A 14,950-nucleotide genomic window follows, 5' to 3' on the forward strand; every position below is an offset into this window, starting at 1 on the left:
TCCTGCTCCGGCTGGACGGGCGGCAGCCACACGTCAGGCCTTGACCTCGCGGAGGCGGCCGGTCTCGACCTCGTAGACGAAGCCGCGCACCGAGTCCTTCGCCGGGATGAACGGGTCGTCGAGGATGCGGCGGAGCGACTGGCGCACGTCGTCGTCGAGGTCCGCGAAGGCTTCCGCCGCCCACGCCGGTTTGATGCCGACCTCGGCCTGGATGGACGCCTTGAAGTCGTCGTCGGTGAAGGTCAGCATGCCGCAGCCGGTGTGGTGGATGAGGATGATCTCGGTGGTGCCCAGCAGCCGCTGGCTGATCGCCAGGCTGCGGAGCTGGTCGGCGGTGATCACCCCGCCCGCGTTGCGGATGACGTGGGCGTCGCCCTCGGAGAGGCCGAGCAGGCCGTACGGGTTGAGCCGGGCGTCCATGCAGGCGACCACGGCGACGTGCTTGGCCGGGGGCAGCGGCAGGTCACCCTTGTCGAAGGAGGCGGCGTAGCGCTCGGCGTTGGCGAGCAGTTCGTCTGTGACAGTCATGCCGCCAACCTATCTCGCCGATCGGATTTGGGGACAGGGTGCGCGGGGGAAACCCCAGTTCAGCGCAGGCGGCGGGTGAGCATCAGGCACAGGTCGTCGTCCACCGTGACCGGGTCGCCGGGCTCGCAGGTGCGGCCGCCGTAGGTGATGCCCCGGCCGTCGGGGCGGTAGCCGCGCGCCAGGTACATGAGGTGGGCGGGGCCGTAGTCGGCGTACAGGCCGACGCCGATGCCGGCGACCGGGCTGCGGGTGGCCTCGTGCTCCTCGGCCACGTCCATCAGGGCCGAGGCGATGCCGTGGCGGCGCAGGTGCGGCAGGACGTTCAGGTCCTGGACCTCGGGGATGCCCTGCTCGCGGAACGGGGCATATCCCGCATCCCACTTGACGGTCAGGTATCCGGCGAACTCCCCGCCGTCGGTCCGCGCCACCAGGATCAGCCGGTCGCCGGACGACTGCTCGCGGACGTAGCGTTCGTACTGCGGCCGGTCCTTGCCGGGCCAGCCGATGGCGGCGAACGCCGCCACTATCTCGTCGATGTCACCGGGTGTCAGCAGGTCGATCGGCATGGGCGGATCCTGCCCCAAGGCCGGCCGGGTGGCAGCTGATATTCGGACGGCGCGGCCCGGATTCCTGCGGGATGACCTGCGCGAAGTGTGAGAAGCCGAAAATTTCTGAGGTGCGATGTCGATTCCGGCCCTCGCCGTTCGAACTCCTCTGCGACGAAGGGAGCGGACATGCTGATCGCCGGGATCATCGCCGGGCCGTTGTACGGGGTCAGCGGATGGATCACCTTCGAGTCCGTAAAGATGAACGAAATGGAGGTAGCCCGATGAGGTTCCTGACCCTGCTCCGCGCCGCCCACCCCGACGGCCCGCCGCCGCCCGAGCTGATGGCCGCGATCATGCGGCTCGGCGAGGAGGCCACCGCGTCCGGCGCCTTGCTCGACACGGCCGGGCTGGCCCCGTCGATCACCGGCGCCAGGATCGCGCTGAAGGGTGGCGACCTGTCGGTGACGGACGGGCCGTTCGCCGAGGCCAAGGAGGTCATCAGCTATGCGATCTACGATGTCGGCAGCCGGGACGAGGCGGTCGAGTGGGCCTCCCGGTTCGTGAAGGTGCACCGGGATTCGTGGCCCGGCTGGGAGGGCGAGGTCGACGTGCTCAAGGTGTTCGGGCCGGAGGACTTCACGCCCGCGTGATGGACAAGGTCGAGGCGATCTGGCGGATCGAGTCGGCCCGGTTGATCGCCGGGCTGGCTCGATTCGTGCGGGACGTGGCTCTGGCCGAGGACCTGGCCCAGGACGCGCTGGTGGCGGCGCTGGAGCAGTGGCACCGGGACGGGGTGCCGGATGCGCCCGGTCCGTGGCTGATGGCGGTGGCCAAACGCAAGGCGATCGACGCGTTGCGCCGCCGCGATGCGTACGCGTCGAAGTTGATTTTGATCCAAGAAGTGCCCGAGGCGGAGGACTGGGACGACGCGATCGACGACCACCTCGGCGACGACCTGCTCAGGCTGATCTTCACCGCGGCGCATCCCACGCTGACCACGGACGCCCAGAAGGCTCTGATCCTGCGCATGCTGTGCGGCCTGAGCACGCCGGAGATCGCGCGGGCGTTCCTCATCCCGGAGGCCACCGCCGCCCAGCGCATCGTCCGGGCCAAGAAAACCCTGACCGGAGTGCGTTTCGAAATGCCCACGAAGGACGAAACGACCGCGCGGCAAAGTCAAGTGCTGCAAATCGTCTATCTGATCTTCAACGAGGGCTATGCGGCGACCGGCGGCGACGACTGGGCCAGGCCGGCGCTGTGTCACGAGGCGATGCGGCTCGGCCGTCTGCTGGCGTCGCTGCTGCCCGACGACGCCGAGGCGCACGGCCTGCTGGCGCTGATGGAGTTGCAGGCGTCGCGGCTGGCCGCCCGGGTGGATGCGGCGGGGGAGCCGGTGCCGCTGCTGGAGCAGGACCGCCGCCGCTGGGACCGGGCGCTGATCCGGCACGGGCTCGATGCGCTGGCCAGGGCCGAGGCGCTGGGCGGTGGCCCGTACACCCTGCAGGCGATGATCGCCGCCTGCCATGCCCGCGCGATCAACCCCGCGGCGACCGACTGGCCGCGGATCGCTGCCCTCTACGAGGTCCTCGCGCACGTGCAGCCGGGCCCGGTGGTGCGGCTCAACCAGGCGGTCGCGCTCGGCTTCGCCGGCGACCCCGGGCGTGGGTTGCGCATCGTCGATGAGCTCGATCTTCCCGATTACCCCCACCACCCCGCGGTACGCGCGGAGCTCCTGGACCGCCTCGGCCGCGGCGACGAGGCGCGCGCCGAGCTCGGCCGCGCGGCCGCGATGTCCCGCAACGCCGCCGAGCAGCGACTCTTCCGCCGCAGGGCCGACCGCATCAACCCCGCGAAGTAGTGCATGCTGATCTCATGCCTCATCGCGTAGTCATCGTCGGCGCCGGATTCGGCGGACTGTTCGCGGCCAAGTCGCTGCGCCGTGCCGACGTCGAGATCACGCTGATCAACGGCACCTCCTACCACCTGTTCCAGCCGCTGCTCTACCAGGTGGCCACCGGCATCCTGTCCGAGGGCGAGATCGCCCCGCCGATCCGCGAGATCCTCAAGCGGCAGGACAACGTGGACGTCCGCCTGGGCTGGGTGACCGGGGTGGACCCGGCGGCGAAGAAGGTCACGGTCGAGGCGCCGGGCATCGACTACGAGGTGGCGTACGACACGCTGATCGTCGCCGCGGGCGCCTCCCAGTCGTACTTCGGCAACGACGGCTTCGCCGACCACGCGCCGGGCATGAAGAGCATCGACGACGCGCTGGAGCTGCGCGCCCGGATCTTCGGCGCGTTCGAGCTGGCCGATTTGCAGACCGACCCGGTGACGATCGACCGCTGGCTGACCTTCGTGGTGGTCGGCGCCGGCCCGACCGGCGTGGAGATGGCCGGCCAGATCGCCGAGCTGGCCCACCGCACGCTGCCGGGGCAGTACAAGCACATCGACCCGCGCAAGGCCCGGGTGATCCTGGTCGACGCGATCGGCTCGGTGCTCAGCTCGTTCGGCGACCAGCTCTCCACCCGCGCCCTGCGGCAGCTGCACCTGATGGGCGTCGAGGTGGAGCTGGAGACCAAGGTGGTCGGCGTGGACGCCACCGGCATCGACGTGGAGACCGCCCGTGGCCGCGAGCGGATCGAGTCGATGACCAAGATGTGGGCGGCGGGGGTGGCCGCGCCGCCGCTGGCCCGGCAGCTCGCCGAGGCGACCGGCGCGCCGGCCGACCGGTCCGGCCGCATCGAGGTCAACCCGGACCTGACCGTGCCCGGGCACCCCGAGATCTTCGCGCTCGGCGACATGACCTCGCTGAACCGGCTGCCGGGCGTGGCCCAGGTGGCGATCCAGGGCGGCAGGTACGCGGCCGATCTGATCAAGCGCCGGTTGGCGGGCCGGGAGCCGGCCGGGCCGTTCCGCTACTTCGACAAGGGCAGCATGGCCACGATCAGCCGCTTCCACGCCGTGGCCAGCGTCGGCAGGCTGCGCTTCTCCGGGTTCTCCGGCTGGCTGCTCTGGCTGGCGGTGCACCTGCTCTATCTGGTCGGCTTCAAGAACCGGGTGACGGCGGTGCTGCACTGGGCGGTCAGTTTCCTGGGCCGGGGTCGTTCGGAGCGGGTTTCCACCTTCCAGCAGGCGTTCGCCCGGGCCGCCGTGCGCGAGTACGGGGACCCCTTCGAGCGCGTCAGAAACGGTCACTCAGCGCGTAACGACCCATGACGCTACGCGGTGTGACCATTTGACCGATGCGGGCGTATTCACCTTTCCCTAGCGTTGTCGAGCATGGGCGGGACTCCTACGTTGCGGAGCCGTCCCGCCGATCTGTCAGGTATGACCGTTGACGCGCGGGCGCCTATTCGCCATGTCCTGGCGACGGCGGCCCTCGTGATCGCCGGGTCGATCTGGTACGTGTTGTACGTATTCGGCGTGGCCGGCCCGTTCTGGCCGGTCTACTGGCTGCTGCCGATCGGCGGTGCGATCGCGGTCTACGGCATGGTCCGGCTGATCAACGCGGTGCCCCTGCTCCCGGTGGTGCGCCGGTTCTGGGGCCGGACAGCGGTCGCCGGCGCCTCGATCGTCACCGGCTACACGCTGCTGGCGATCGACGTGATGCGCAACTCGGTCGGCGACCGCCCGCCGCCGATCGGCGGGATCGCCGCCAGCTTCGTCGGCCTCGGCTTCGGCATGGCCATCTGGGCGGTCACCGCGGTGCCGATGGGCCGCGCGCGCGGCTCGCAGTGGCGGCTGCTGCTGGACCGGTCGATCGCGTTCTTCGGCCTGGCCGTGCTGCTCTGGCACTTCTGCGTGGCGCCGATGCTGTCCGCCGCCGACCCGTGGAGCGACGCCGGCATCGCGCTGGTCGGGATGGCCTGCCTGCTCGCGATGGGTGGCGTCGCCAAGGTCTCGTACGTGACCGGTGGCCCGGTGGACCGCACCGCCGTGCGCCTGATCGCCGCCATCGGACTGACCGCCGCGGTGCTCGCGGTGCTCGCGGTGAACCTCGGCTGGGACGGTGACGTGCCCGGCCAGGCCATCGTGCTGCCGATGGCGCCGCTGCTCGCCGCGCTGGCCGCCCGCTCGCAGTGGCAGGCGGTGCTCACCCCGCCGGTCGAGCCGGAACGCCCGAGCGGCTCCTGGCTGCCCTACCTCGCGGTCGGCTCGGTGGCGGTGACCCTGACCGCCGTCGCCACCGGCGGCATGACCTGGACCGACCGCACCGCGATGCTGCTGTCGGTGCTGGTCGGCCTGCTGGTCACCACCCGGCTCGGGGTCGGCTTCCGGGACAACGCGCGGCTGCTGGCCGAGCGGCAGCAGTCCGAGCTCCAGCTTCAGCACGAGGTCACCCACGACGGCCTGACCGGGCTGGCCAACCGGGCGCTGTTCCGCGACCGGCTCGCCGCCGACCTGCGGGTCCGGGACGCGGTGTCGGCGCTGATCATCGACCTGGACGACTTCAAGACGGTGAACGACTCGCTGGGTCACGCGGTCGGCGACCGGCTGCTGGTCTCGGTGGCCGAGGCGCTGCGCACCGCGGCGGGCTCGGACGGGCTGCCCGCCCGGCTCGGCGGGGACGAGTTCGCGGTGCTGGTCAGCGAGCGGCCCGAGATGGGCACCATCGTGGCGCAGCGGGTGCTCGACGCGCTCAGCCGCCCGCTCGGCCCGGACAGACTCCTCGTGCAGGCCAGCATCGGCGTGTCCACCGCGGCGAAGGGCACCACGCTGGACACGGTGCTGCGGCAGGCGGACGTCGCGATGTACGCGGCCAAGCAGCGCGGCAAGGCCGGCTATGTGACGTACCTGCCGGGCATGGAGAAGCCGGTGCTCACCCACATCCAGCTCGGCGGCGAGCTGCGCCGGGCGCTGGACGAGGGCGAGTTCCGGGTCCACTACCAGCCGGTGATGCGGCTGGAGGACAACACGCTGATCGGTCTGGAGGCGCTGGTCCGCTGGCAGCACCCGACCCGCGGGCTGGTGCTGCCGGGCGAGTTCATCGCGGCCGCCGAGCGCACCGGGCTGATCGTGCCGCTGGGCCGCTGGGTGCTGCGCGAGACCTGCCGTCAGGTGGCCGCGTGGCTGACCGAGTTCGGCCCGGAGTCGCTGCAGAAGGTCGCCCCGAACGTGTCCGCGCGGCAGCTGCACGACCCGGACTTCGTCGCCGACGTGCGCGAGGCGCTGGCCGAGAGCGGCCTGCCCGCGGAACGCCTGGTGCTGGAGCTGACCGAGTCCGAGGTGCTGCGCGGCCGGCAGGTGCTGATCGCCCTGCACGAGCTGCACGGGCTGGGCGTCCGGCTGGCCCTGGACGACTTCGGCACCGGCGAGTCGTCGCTCAGCCTGCTGCGGGCGTTCCCGGTGGCCATCGTCAAACTGGACAAGTCCTTCGTCGACGGTATCGAGATCGAGGACGGCGACCCGGCCGCGGCGGACGCCCGGCAGGCGGTGGCCCGCGCGGTCAGCCAGCTCGCCGGCGCGCTGCGGCTGGACACGGTGGCCGAGGGCATCGAAAATGCCGGCCAGGTCGCGAAGTTGCGCGAGCTCGGCTACAGGCTCGGCCAGGGCTATCACCTGGCCCGGCCGATGCCGGCGGAGCAGATGCGAAAGCTGCTGCGTGCCCAGGCGCACAAACCTGTCGTAGCCGCCAACTAAACTCCTCCTCCCATGGAGGCGGATGCGCTCACCGCGTGGCTCGACCAGCTGACCTTCGGCGACCTGACCACCGACGAGGTGACCGCCCGGGTGCTCGACGCCGTCGCGGAGTGGGGCAGCGGGCAGGGCTGGCGGGTCTACCGGCGCGCCCCCAGCGTGATGACCCTGCCGCCGCCGATGGACCGTCAGCATTCGGTGGTCGACCTGGCCTTCGCCCGCACCGACGGCCCGCCGCTGGTGGTCGAGGTCGATCACAGCGACCGCACGCGTACGGTCGACAAGCTGCTCGCCGAGGCGCAGGCCGGGCGCATCGCGATCTGGGTCCGCTGGGGGAGCGGCCCGTTCAAGCCGCCGCCGATGCCCGTCCAGATGGCCACCCTGACCGTGACCCGCCGTTCGGGTCGCCGCTTCGCCCGCGCGCATGATCTGATACCTCCGGCACACGGCGCCGGCTTCACCCAGGCGCAGGAGATCACGATGCCGTTCGGGGAGACCACATGACAACCGAGTCTTCGGTACGCCTGGCCTGGCGCGTCACCGAGCCGTTGCACGCGATGATCTACTTCGCGCCGGAGGCGTTCCGCCGCTTCGCCGACCTGGGCCTGAGCCCGATGGAGGGCTACTTCGCCTCGCGCGGGGCGGTGTTCGGTCCGGCCGGCCCCGGCCCGGTGATCGCCACCTTCTACAACTTCCACCCGGGCCTGGTCCGGCGGGTGCTGCCCGCGGTCTGGGAGCGGACCACCCCGGCGGCGGCACTGGACGCCCGGATGTCGGCGGCCGACGAGGCGCTGCGCCGGGGCCTGGGCGACGTCGGCACCGCCGAGATCGCGGAGGCGGCCGGTCTGGCACGCCTGGCGGCCGAGTCGGCGGCGGAGTTCCCGCAGGGCCGGCCGCTGTTCGCCGCGCACGCCGGCCTGCCCTGGCCGGACGAGCCTCACCTGCAGCTCTTCCACGCCCAGACGCTGCTCCGCGAGTTCCGTGGCGACGGGCACGTGAGCGCGCTGCTCCTGGCCGGGCTCACCGGGCTGGAGGCGAACGTGCTCCAGGTCGCCACCGGCCGGGTGCCACGGGTGTTCCTGCAGAAGACCCGGGGCTGGAGTGACGACGAGTGGGCCGCGGCGACGGACTCCCTGCGTACCCGTGACCTGGTCTCGATCGAGGAGCCGGCCACGCTCACCGAGGCCGGGCAGGCGCTGCTGGCGGACCTGGAGGCGACCACCGACCGGCTGGCGGAGCCGGGCTGGGCCGTGCTGGGCGAGGAGGGTCGGCTGCGGCTGGCCGAGCTGACCCGGCCGCTGAGCCGCGCGGTGGTCAAGGCGGGCATGCTCGACCCGATGACCCTGGTGAAAGCGGCACGTAACGGCGCACCATAGGACACCCTGGAGGGGTGGACGGTTCAGGGCACGCGCCGCACCCCGCGGAGTGGTGGGCCCAGTTCCCCGAGGCCTCCGAGCGGTTCGACGCGGCGCTGCTGGTGGACGGGTTCGGTGACCTGCTGGTCCGGCGGATCACCGCGCCGCTGCTGCGCCAGGAGGCCCGGCTGGCCACCGACGTGGTGGTGCGCTGGCTGAACAAGCCCGCCAGCAAGGAGCTGGAGACCTGGGCGCACGGCGCGGCCGCCCGGCTCGCCGACGCCGTGCGCCGGTTCAACGACAGCCCGACCAGCACCGCCTCCACCGAGGAGGCCCAGGTGCTCAGCCTGGCGCTGAAGGGTGACTTCGCCGAGGCGGCGGAGGGCGCCGAGCCGCTGGTCGGCTTCATGCCGCTGCTCCGGCTGTTCGTCACTTCGCTGCGGCTGGAGTACTTCGACATCCCGCTGACGCTGCGGCTGCTGGACAGCGGGCAGAACCCGGAGCAGGCGATCCGGTCCGGTTTCCTGATCGGCAAGTACGGCTGGTGGCCGGCCTGGCTGCTCAAGGTGGTCACCGAGCGGGCCCTCGCGGGGGCGCTGGACGCGGTCACGATCCGGGCGCTCGACCAGTGCGCGTACGCGGAGCTGAGTCCCTTCCAGGCCCGGCTGGCCCGCCGGCTGCTGGACGGCGAGACCGAGTTGATCTCCACGGCCGCGCAGCGACTCGAAGGTTTAGGCGAGAAGAACGCCGCTGAGCGGCTCAGACTCGGCGATCTGGAGACGGTGGCCCTGGCAGCTCGTCTCGTTCCGCTGTAGAGCCGTATGCACCGCCCCAGCCCCGCCGCCACCCTTAACCCGACTAAAGACGATTCAATCTGCTTACCGGGACTTAACTTTCGCACGATCTGACGAATCTTTATCTCGTGACGCCTTTAACTTCCCGGTAACGTCGCCATTGCACATCGTCGATCTTTCATCGCCCCGTGCCCGTCCACACCCGACCGGGGAGGCCACCTCATGACCGTCAGCCGCAGAAACTTACTCGGCGCCGCAGCCGCGGGCGCCGCCGCGCTCGGCACGTCCACAGTGATCTCCGCGCCCGCTCAGGCGAGCGGGACCAGTGGCCGCGTGCCCAAGGACCACATCAGCGTGCAGCTCTACACCCTCCGTGACCAGCTGAACATCGACCTGGAGGCGAGCCTGGAGGAGCTCGCCGAGATCGGGTACACCCGGGTCGAGCACGCCGGCTTCGTCGGACGCACCGCCGCCCAGTTCAAGGCGGCTCTCGACAACGCGGGCCTGCGGGCGACCTCCGGGCACGCCGGCATCCCGCAGCCGTGGAACGCCGACACCTGGAAGCGGACGCTGGAAGACGCCGCGATCATCGGCAACAAGTACATCGTGCACGCGTTCTTCGGGCTCGGCCCGAACGGGCCGATCCGGGACGCCGCGGTCTACCGTGCCTTCGCCGCCGACCTGAACAAGGCGGGCGAGCTGGCCCGCCGTGCCGGTCTCAGCTTCGGCTACCACAACCACCACCTGGAGTTCGTCCGCCAGGACGGCACCGACCGCACCGGCTTCGACATCCTCACCAGCCAGACCGACCCGCGGTACGTGCACCTCGAGGTGGACCTCTACTGGGCCTGGCGCGGGGCGAGCGACCCGGTCGACCTGATCCACAAGCACCGCGGCCGGATCCGGCAGGTGCACGTCAAGGACCTCAAGGTCGACACCAGCAACTTCACCAGCGCGCCGTTCGAGGACGCCGGCGTCGGGGTCATCGACTTCAAGCGGATCTTCCGGCTCGCCCGCGAGGCCGGACTGGACGAGTACATCGTGGAGCGCGACGACGCGGGCACCCCGCCGCGCACTCCGGAACAAGCCTTGGACACCGCCCGCGTGGGCTACGACTTCCTCAAGGGATTGCGGTTCTGACATATGCGCAGACTTCTTGCTTCCGCCGCTGCGGGCCTGCTGATCGCGGCCTCGCTCTCGACGCCGGCCATGGCCGCCGCCGCGCCACCTGACTCCGACTTCCAGAAGGTCACCCTCAACGACTTCCCGGGGGAGCCGATCGCCCTGGCCGTACTGCCGGACAAGCGGGTGCTGCACACCTCCCGCAAGGGCGACGTGCGCATCCACGAGCCGCGCACCGGCCGTAACGTGCTCGCCGCGCGCATCCCGGTGTACCAGCACGACGAGGAGGGCGTGCAGGGCATCGCGGTCGACCCCGACTTCGCCACCAACCGCTGGGTCTACGTCTACTACTCGCCGGTGCTGAACACGCCCGTCGACAACCCGGACACCCCGGGCGTCAACGAGGGCGACGCGCCGGAGAACGGCACCGCGGCCGACTTCGCGCGGTTCAAGGGCCACCTGCAGCTGTCCCGCTTCAAGCTCAAGGGCAACACCCTCGAGCTGGCCACCGAGCAGAAGATCCTCCAGGTGAACACCGACCGCGGCATCTGCTGCCACGTCGGCGGCAAGATCGACTTCGACAGCAAGGGCAACCTGTACCTGTCGACCGGTGACGACACCAACCCGTTCGCCTCGGCCGGCTACGCGCCGATCGACGAGCGCGCCACCCGGAACCCGGCGTTCGACGCGCAGCGCACCGCGGGCAACACCAACGACCTGCGCGGCAAGATCCTGCGCATCAAGGTGAAGCCGAACGGCACGTACTCGGTCCCGAAGGGCAACCTGTTCGAGGCCGGCACCCCCAGGACTCGCCCCGAGATCTACGCGATGGGCCTGCGGAACCCGTTCCGGTTCACCGTCGACCCCGACACCGACGTGGTGTACGTCGGTGACTACTCGCCGGACGCGAACGCCGACAACCCGTCGCGTGGTCCCTCCGGTCGTGGCCGCTGGGCCGCGATCGACAAGCCGGCCAACTACGGGTGGCCGTACTGCGTCTCGCCGACCCTGCCGTACGTCGACTTCGACTTCGCCACCGGGCAGTCGGGCCGGCCGTTCAACTGCGCCCAGCCGGTCAACGAATCACCGAACAACACCGGCCTGCGCAACCTGCCGACGGTCGAGAAGGCGGAGATCATCTACGGGTACGGCGCCAGCGCCGAGTGGCCGCAACTGGGCACCGGCGGCATCGGCCCGATGGGCGGCCCGGCGTACGACTACGACCGCACGAACTCCTCTGAGACGGCGTGGCCGGAGTACTACGACGGCAAGCCGCTGCTCGGCGAGTGGACCCGCGACTGGGTCAAGGCACTCACCCTGGACGGCCGCAACCAGGTCACGAACATCGAGTCGGTGCTGCCGTCGGTCATCTTCGACAACCCGATGGACCTCGAGTTCGGCCCCGACGGCGCGCTCTACGTCCTCGAGTACGGCGACGGCTACTTCGCCGAGAACCCGGAGGCGCAGCTCGCCCGGATCGACTACGCGCCGGCCAACAAGACCCCGATCGTGAAGATCAACGCGGAGCCGACGGTCGGCTCGGCGCCGTTCACCGTCGCGTTCTCCAGCGCGGGCACGTACGACCCGGACGGCGACGACCTGAAGTACGCGTGGGACTTCGACGCGGACGGCACGGTCGACTCGCGCAAGGCGTACCCGTCGTACACGTACACAACGAACGGCGACTACCGCGCCACCCTCAAGGTCACCGACTCGACCGGGCGTTCGGCCTCCGCCGAGTTCCTGCTGCACGTCGGCCCGGTGGCCCCCACGGTGCAACTGGTGACGGACCCCGCCGAGGGTGAGCCGTTCCAGTTCGGCGACGTCGTGACCTACCAGGTGACCGTCACCGACGACCGGCCGGTGGACTGCGCCAGTGTCACGGTGAACTACATCCTGGGCCACGACCAGCACGGGCACCCGCTGTCCGCGAGCGCGGGCTGCAGCGGCTCGATCACCACCTTCATCCCGGCCGGGCATGAGGGCGCGGACAACCTGACCGCGGTCTTCGTGGCCGAGTACACCGACGCGGACGGCTCCACCGGTTCCGCCCAGGTCGTGCTCACGCCGACCGAGTAGAGGTAAACGACAGATGAGGGCCGGGTGTACAGCACCCGGCCCTCACTGCTTTCCGTGACGTAGCCGCAACAAATACGCCATTTTGGGGAAACGGAAGGTGAACGAGCGACGAACAGTCGGACGTCTCACGTTCACGCTCTAGATGGCGGGCCGTTCGGGCAGTCACGATCTCCTCGTGAGCCACGAGTTCTTCATCCTGGTGCTGGTCGTCGTCACCGCGCTCGGCTTCGACTTCACCAACGGGTTCCACGACACCGCGAACGCGATGGCCACGTCCATCGCCACCAAGGCTCTCAAGCCGCGCACCGCCGTCGCCCTCGCCGGCATCCTCAACCTGGTCGGCGCGTTCCTCTCCGTCGAGGTCGCCCTCACCGTCACCAACGCCGTCGTCAAGATCCAGGACAAGACCGGCGCCCCCAAGGCCGAACTGCTCTCCGACGGCGGCGGCGCACTCCTGCTGATCGTGCTGGCCGGCCTGGTCGGCGGCATCATCTGGAACCTGTTCACCTGGCTCCTCGGCCTGCCGTCGAGCAGCTCCCACGCCCTGTTCGGCGGCCTGATCGGCGCCACCGTCGCCGGCCTCGGCTGGGCCGGCGTCAACTGGAACGGCGACGGCAGCAAACTCGACGGGGTCGTCGGCAAGGTGCTGCTGCCGGCCCTGCTGTCCCCGGTCATCGCCGGGGTGGTCGCCGCGTTCGGCACCTGGGTGATCTACCGGATCACCCTCGGCGTCGCCCAGCGCTTCACCGACCAGGGGTTCCGCTGGGGCCAGATCGGCAGCGCCTCGCTGGTCTCGCTGGCCCACGGCACCAACGACGCGCAGAAGACCATGGGCGTCATCACCCTGGCCCTGATCGCCGCCGGCGACTGGACGGACACCGGCGCGGTCCCGCTCTGGGTCAAGGTCGCCTGCGCGCTGGCCATCGCCCTCGGCACCTACGTGGGCGGCTGGCGGATCATCCGCACCCTCGGCAAGGGCATCGTCGAGATCACCCCACAGCAGGGCATGGCGGCGCAGAGCGCGTCGGCCGCGGTCATCCTGGCCTCCAGCCACCTCGGCTTCGCCCTGTCCACCACGCATGTGGCGACCGGCTCCATCGTCGGCGCCGGCATCGGCCAGCCCCGCGCGGTGGTCCGCTGGAAGGTCGCCGGCCGCATGATCGGCGCCTGGCTCATCACCGTCCCCGCCGCGGGCGTGGTCGGCGCCCTGATGTGGTGGCTGGGCCATCTGGTCGGCGGCGCGGGCGGCGCCCTGCTGATCTTCGTCGTCCTCCTGGCCGCCTCCGCCGCCATGTACCTGCACTCCCGCCGCCGCCCGGTGAGCGAGCACAACGTCAACGAGGACTGGGAGCCCGTGGCCCCCGTCTCGGTCTCCGGATAGGACGCGCCCCCGTGCACAACGTGACGTTCGCCCTCGACAGCGCCTGGCGGGTCCTGCTCACCTGCCTGATCCTCGGCGCCGGCCTGCCCATCCTCTTCGCCGCGGGCATCCGCGCCCTGGCCTGGTCCTCGGGCGGCGAGCCCACGGTCACCGAGACCGGCGTGGCCGTCCCCGCACCCCGCCCCGCGGGCAAGGTCCTCGCCTACGCCTGCTTCACGGTGGTCGTCCTGGCCGTCCTGCTCGGCATTACGTTCATCGTCGCCTCCGGCTTCGGCAAGGCCATCACCTTCGACCACGTGATCCCCACCCTCATCGACAAATAGCGGCCGGTCCGTGCGCGGTCCAACCCCATTTTCGGTACGCGCACACCGAAGTCCCGTGGCACACGCCCGGCCACCGTCGTGGTCAGGCTCCGCGAGCCGTTCCGGGTTGTCCTGCAACACCGGCAAGACCCCCGCCCACCCGCCGGCGCACGCCGAGCAGCGTCATCGTGGCCGGCGGAAGCCTCGGCGAACATCCGCTTGCCGCCGCCCAGCACCGGGCCGTGCAGCGACCGCCGGTCGTGAGTGGTCGGTCACCGTCCCCCGGCCAACGCCGCGCCCACCTGCTCGTAGGTGGGTGCCAGCCGTCGCAGACCGTCCGCGGCGGCCCGGTCGTCCCGGCGTACCAGAGGGAATTGAATGGCCCCGAGCAATTGCGCCTGACGTTGCAGAATAGCGGCCGCACCGGGAACGATGTCCGCGAGCCAATACGCGGCATCGGCGAGCCGTCGCGCTCCGAGGCGCACCGCGAAATAGACGAGATGGTCGCGGAATTTGTCGTCGATCCCTTTCTCGATCACGTCGGCGAGCCGGCCGACCGCCGTGCTGTCCGCGCCCAGCCACCGCACGGCGTGCGGAATGGACTCGCGCAGCGCCGTGGTCAGCGGCACCTCGCGCACCCGGCGGAACCCGGTCCGCAGGGCGTAGGGCCCGCCACACTCCACCGCGTCGGCCCGCCAGGCGGCCAGAAACTGCGCGGTGGGCAGCGTCGCGTAGGGAAACCCGTCCGGGTCGTGCAGCACCACCGTGTCGTCGTCCGCCTCCAGCACCACCAGCCAGTGGTCGGTGCCGGTGGCGACCCCTACCGACCAGGGCTGATGCGTCAGCAGCCCGATGTCGACCGGCCCGACCATGACCGGCCCGCCCCGGTTGGCCGCCCGCAGCCGCTCGAGCGCCTCGCCGGCGCTGCCACCGGAGGTGCGTTCCCCGGCCCACCCGAGCAGGTCGAGCGCGGCATCCAGCCCAAGATCCGGATCCCACCCGACCGGATCAAAATAGGGCAGCCCATTAGCCCCGAAGTGCATCCCGAACGGAGACCCGGTGAGCACTTCAATCACAGACGGCGGCGGCGAATCGTCACCGAGAACCATGGCGAGCGAATTGACATAGCAGTAGGGCCCCGACCCGAGAAACGACATCATCGCTCGAGCGTGTCATTTTGACATTTTCGTCGCCACCCCTATCG

Annotated in this window: 14 protein-coding genes; 11 read left to right on the forward strand and 3 right to left on the reverse strand. The window is 70.7% G+C overall.

Annotation, left to right across the window (positions count from 1 at the left end; all coding sequences use genetic code 11):
* Positions 1 to 33: 33 nt before the first annotated feature.
* A complete protein-coding gene (locus tag QSK31_RS28575; RefSeq protein WP_285687531.1) occupies positions 34 to 528 on the reverse strand; it encodes a beta-class carbonic anhydrase in 495 nt (164 codons plus the stop codon).
* 59 nt (positions 529 to 587) lie between these two features.
* Positions 588 to 1,094 carry a GNAT family N-acetyltransferase gene (locus QSK31_RS28580; protein WP_285687532.1) on the reverse strand — a complete coding sequence of 169 codons (507 nt, stop codon included), beginning with the start codon at positions 1,092 to 1,094 and terminating at the stop codon, positions 588 to 590.
* Positions 1,095 to 1,357: 263 nt separating this feature from the next.
* Here QSK31_RS28580 and QSK31_RS28585 point away from each other — a divergent pair, with 263 nt between their 5' ends.
* The 11 genes from QSK31_RS28585 to QSK31_RS28635 all read left to right on the forward strand — a co-directional run bounded on the left by QSK31_RS28585 (position 1,358) and on the right by QSK31_RS28635 (position 13,767).
* A complete protein-coding gene (locus QSK31_RS28585) occupies positions 1,358 to 1,726 on the forward strand; it encodes a YciI family protein (protein ID WP_285687533.1) in 369 nt (122 codons plus the stop codon).
* Positions 1,726 to 2,934 carry an RNA polymerase sigma factor gene (locus tag QSK31_RS28590; protein WP_285687535.1) on the forward strand — a complete coding sequence of 403 codons (1,209 nt, stop codon included), beginning with the start codon at positions 1,726 to 1,728 and terminating at the stop codon, positions 2,932 to 2,934. Before QSK31_RS28585 ends, QSK31_RS28590 begins: the two co-directional genes overlap by 1 nt.
* Before the next feature lie 14 nt (positions 2,935 to 2,948).
* Positions 2,949 to 4,292, forward strand: a complete 1,344-nt coding sequence (locus QSK31_RS28595; protein WP_285687536.1) for an NAD(P)/FAD-dependent oxidoreductase — start codon at positions 2,949 to 2,951, stop codon at positions 4,290 to 4,292.
* A gap of 111 nt (positions 4,293 to 4,403) precedes the next feature.
* Positions 4,404 to 6,716 carry a putative bifunctional diguanylate cyclase/phosphodiesterase gene (locus tag QSK31_RS28600; RefSeq protein WP_285687537.1) on the forward strand — a complete coding sequence of 771 codons (2,313 nt, stop codon included), beginning with the start codon at positions 4,404 to 4,406 and terminating at the stop codon, positions 6,714 to 6,716.
* Positions 6,717 to 6,728: 12 nt separating this feature from the next.
* A complete protein-coding gene (locus QSK31_RS28605) occupies positions 6,729 to 7,217 on the forward strand; it encodes a hypothetical protein (protein WP_285687538.1) in 489 nt (162 codons plus the stop codon).
* The gene (locus QSK31_RS28610) at positions 7,214 to 8,089 is read left to right on the forward strand and encodes an SCO6745 family protein (protein WP_285687540.1); all 876 of its coding nucleotides are present in this window, start codon (positions 7,214 to 7,216) and stop codon (positions 8,087 to 8,089) included. Before QSK31_RS28605 ends, QSK31_RS28610 begins: the two co-directional genes overlap by 4 nt.
* Positions 8,090 to 8,103: 14 nt before the next feature.
* On the forward strand, positions 8,104 to 8,883 hold the full coding sequence (locus QSK31_RS28615; RefSeq protein ID WP_285687541.1) for a hypothetical protein: 780 nt from the start codon (positions 8,104 to 8,106) through the stop codon (positions 8,881 to 8,883).
* 201 nt (positions 8,884 to 9,084) lie between these two features.
* On the forward strand, positions 9,085 to 10,002 hold the full coding sequence (locus tag QSK31_RS28620) for a sugar phosphate isomerase/epimerase family protein (RefSeq protein ID WP_285687542.1): 918 nt from the start codon (positions 9,085 to 9,087) through the stop codon (positions 10,000 to 10,002).
* Between the two features lie 3 nt (positions 10,003 to 10,005).
* A complete protein-coding gene (locus tag QSK31_RS28625) occupies positions 10,006 to 12,063 on the forward strand; it encodes a PQQ-dependent sugar dehydrogenase (protein WP_285687543.1) in 2,058 nt (685 codons plus the stop codon).
* Between the two features lie 142 nt (positions 12,064 to 12,205).
* On the forward strand, positions 12,206 to 13,444 hold the full coding sequence (locus tag QSK31_RS28630; RefSeq protein WP_502873024.1) for an inorganic phosphate transporter: 1,239 nt from the start codon (positions 12,206 to 12,208) through the stop codon (positions 13,442 to 13,444).
* Positions 13,445 to 13,455: 11 nt separating this feature from the next.
* Entirely contained in the window at positions 13,456 to 13,767 is a 312-nt protein-coding gene (locus QSK31_RS28635) for a hypothetical protein (RefSeq protein WP_285687545.1), read from the forward strand.
* A gap of 251 nt (positions 13,768 to 14,018) precedes the next feature.
* On the opposite strand, the gene QSK31_RS28640 is transcribed toward QSK31_RS28635, so the two are convergent.
* Positions 14,019 to 14,906: a YobF C-terminal domain-containing protein gene (locus QSK31_RS28640; protein WP_285687547.1), complete on the reverse strand. Its 888-nt coding sequence runs from the start codon at positions 14,904 to 14,906 to the stop codon at positions 14,019 to 14,021.
* Positions 14,907 to 14,950 lie beyond the last annotated feature (44 nt).

It is taken from the genome of Actinoplanes sp. NBRC 103695 (genome assembly GCF_030269485.1).
GTDB lineage: Bacteria > Actinomycetota > Actinomycetes > Mycobacteriales > Micromonosporaceae > Actinoplanes.

Excerpts from the sequence above, each read along its gene's own strand:
- QSK31_RS28575 (WP_285687531.1), bottom strand. The coding sequence starts at position 528 with ATGACTGTCACAGACGAACTGCTCGCCAACGCCGAGCGCTACGCCGCC.
- QSK31_RS28580 (WP_285687532.1), bottom strand. The coding sequence starts at position 1,094 with ATGCCGATCGACCTGCTGACACCCGGTGACATCGACGAGATAGTGGCG.
- QSK31_RS28585 (WP_285687533.1), top strand. The coding sequence starts at position 1,358 with ATGAGGTTCCTGACCCTGCTCCGCGCCGCCCACCCCGACGGCCCGCCG.
- QSK31_RS28590 (WP_285687535.1), top strand. The coding sequence starts at position 1,726 with ATGGACAAGGTCGAGGCGATCTGGCGGATCGAGTCGGCCCGGTTGATC.
- QSK31_RS28595 (WP_285687536.1), top strand. The coding sequence starts at position 2,949 with ATGCCTCATCGCGTAGTCATCGTCGGCGCCGGATTCGGCGGACTGTTC.
- QSK31_RS28600 (WP_285687537.1), top strand. The coding sequence starts at position 4,404 with ATGACCGTTGACGCGCGGGCGCCTATTCGCCATGTCCTGGCGACGGCG.
- QSK31_RS28605 (WP_285687538.1), top strand. The coding sequence starts at position 6,729 with ATGGAGGCGGATGCGCTCACCGCGTGGCTCGACCAGCTGACCTTCGGC.
- QSK31_RS28610 (WP_285687540.1), top strand. The coding sequence starts at position 7,214 with ATGACAACCGAGTCTTCGGTACGCCTGGCCTGGCGCGTCACCGAGCCG.
- QSK31_RS28620 (WP_285687542.1), top strand. The coding sequence starts at position 9,085 with ATGACCGTCAGCCGCAGAAACTTACTCGGCGCCGCAGCCGCGGGCGCC.
- QSK31_RS28625 (WP_285687543.1), top strand. The coding sequence starts at position 10,006 with ATGCGCAGACTTCTTGCTTCCGCCGCTGCGGGCCTGCTGATCGCGGCC.
- QSK31_RS28630 (WP_502873024.1), top strand. The coding sequence starts at position 12,206 with ATGGCGGGCCGTTCGGGCAGTCACGATCTCCTCGTGAGCCACGAGTTC.
- QSK31_RS28640 (WP_285687547.1), bottom strand. The coding sequence starts at position 14,906 with ATGATGTCGTTTCTCGGGTCGGGGCCCTACTGCTATGTCAATTCGCTC.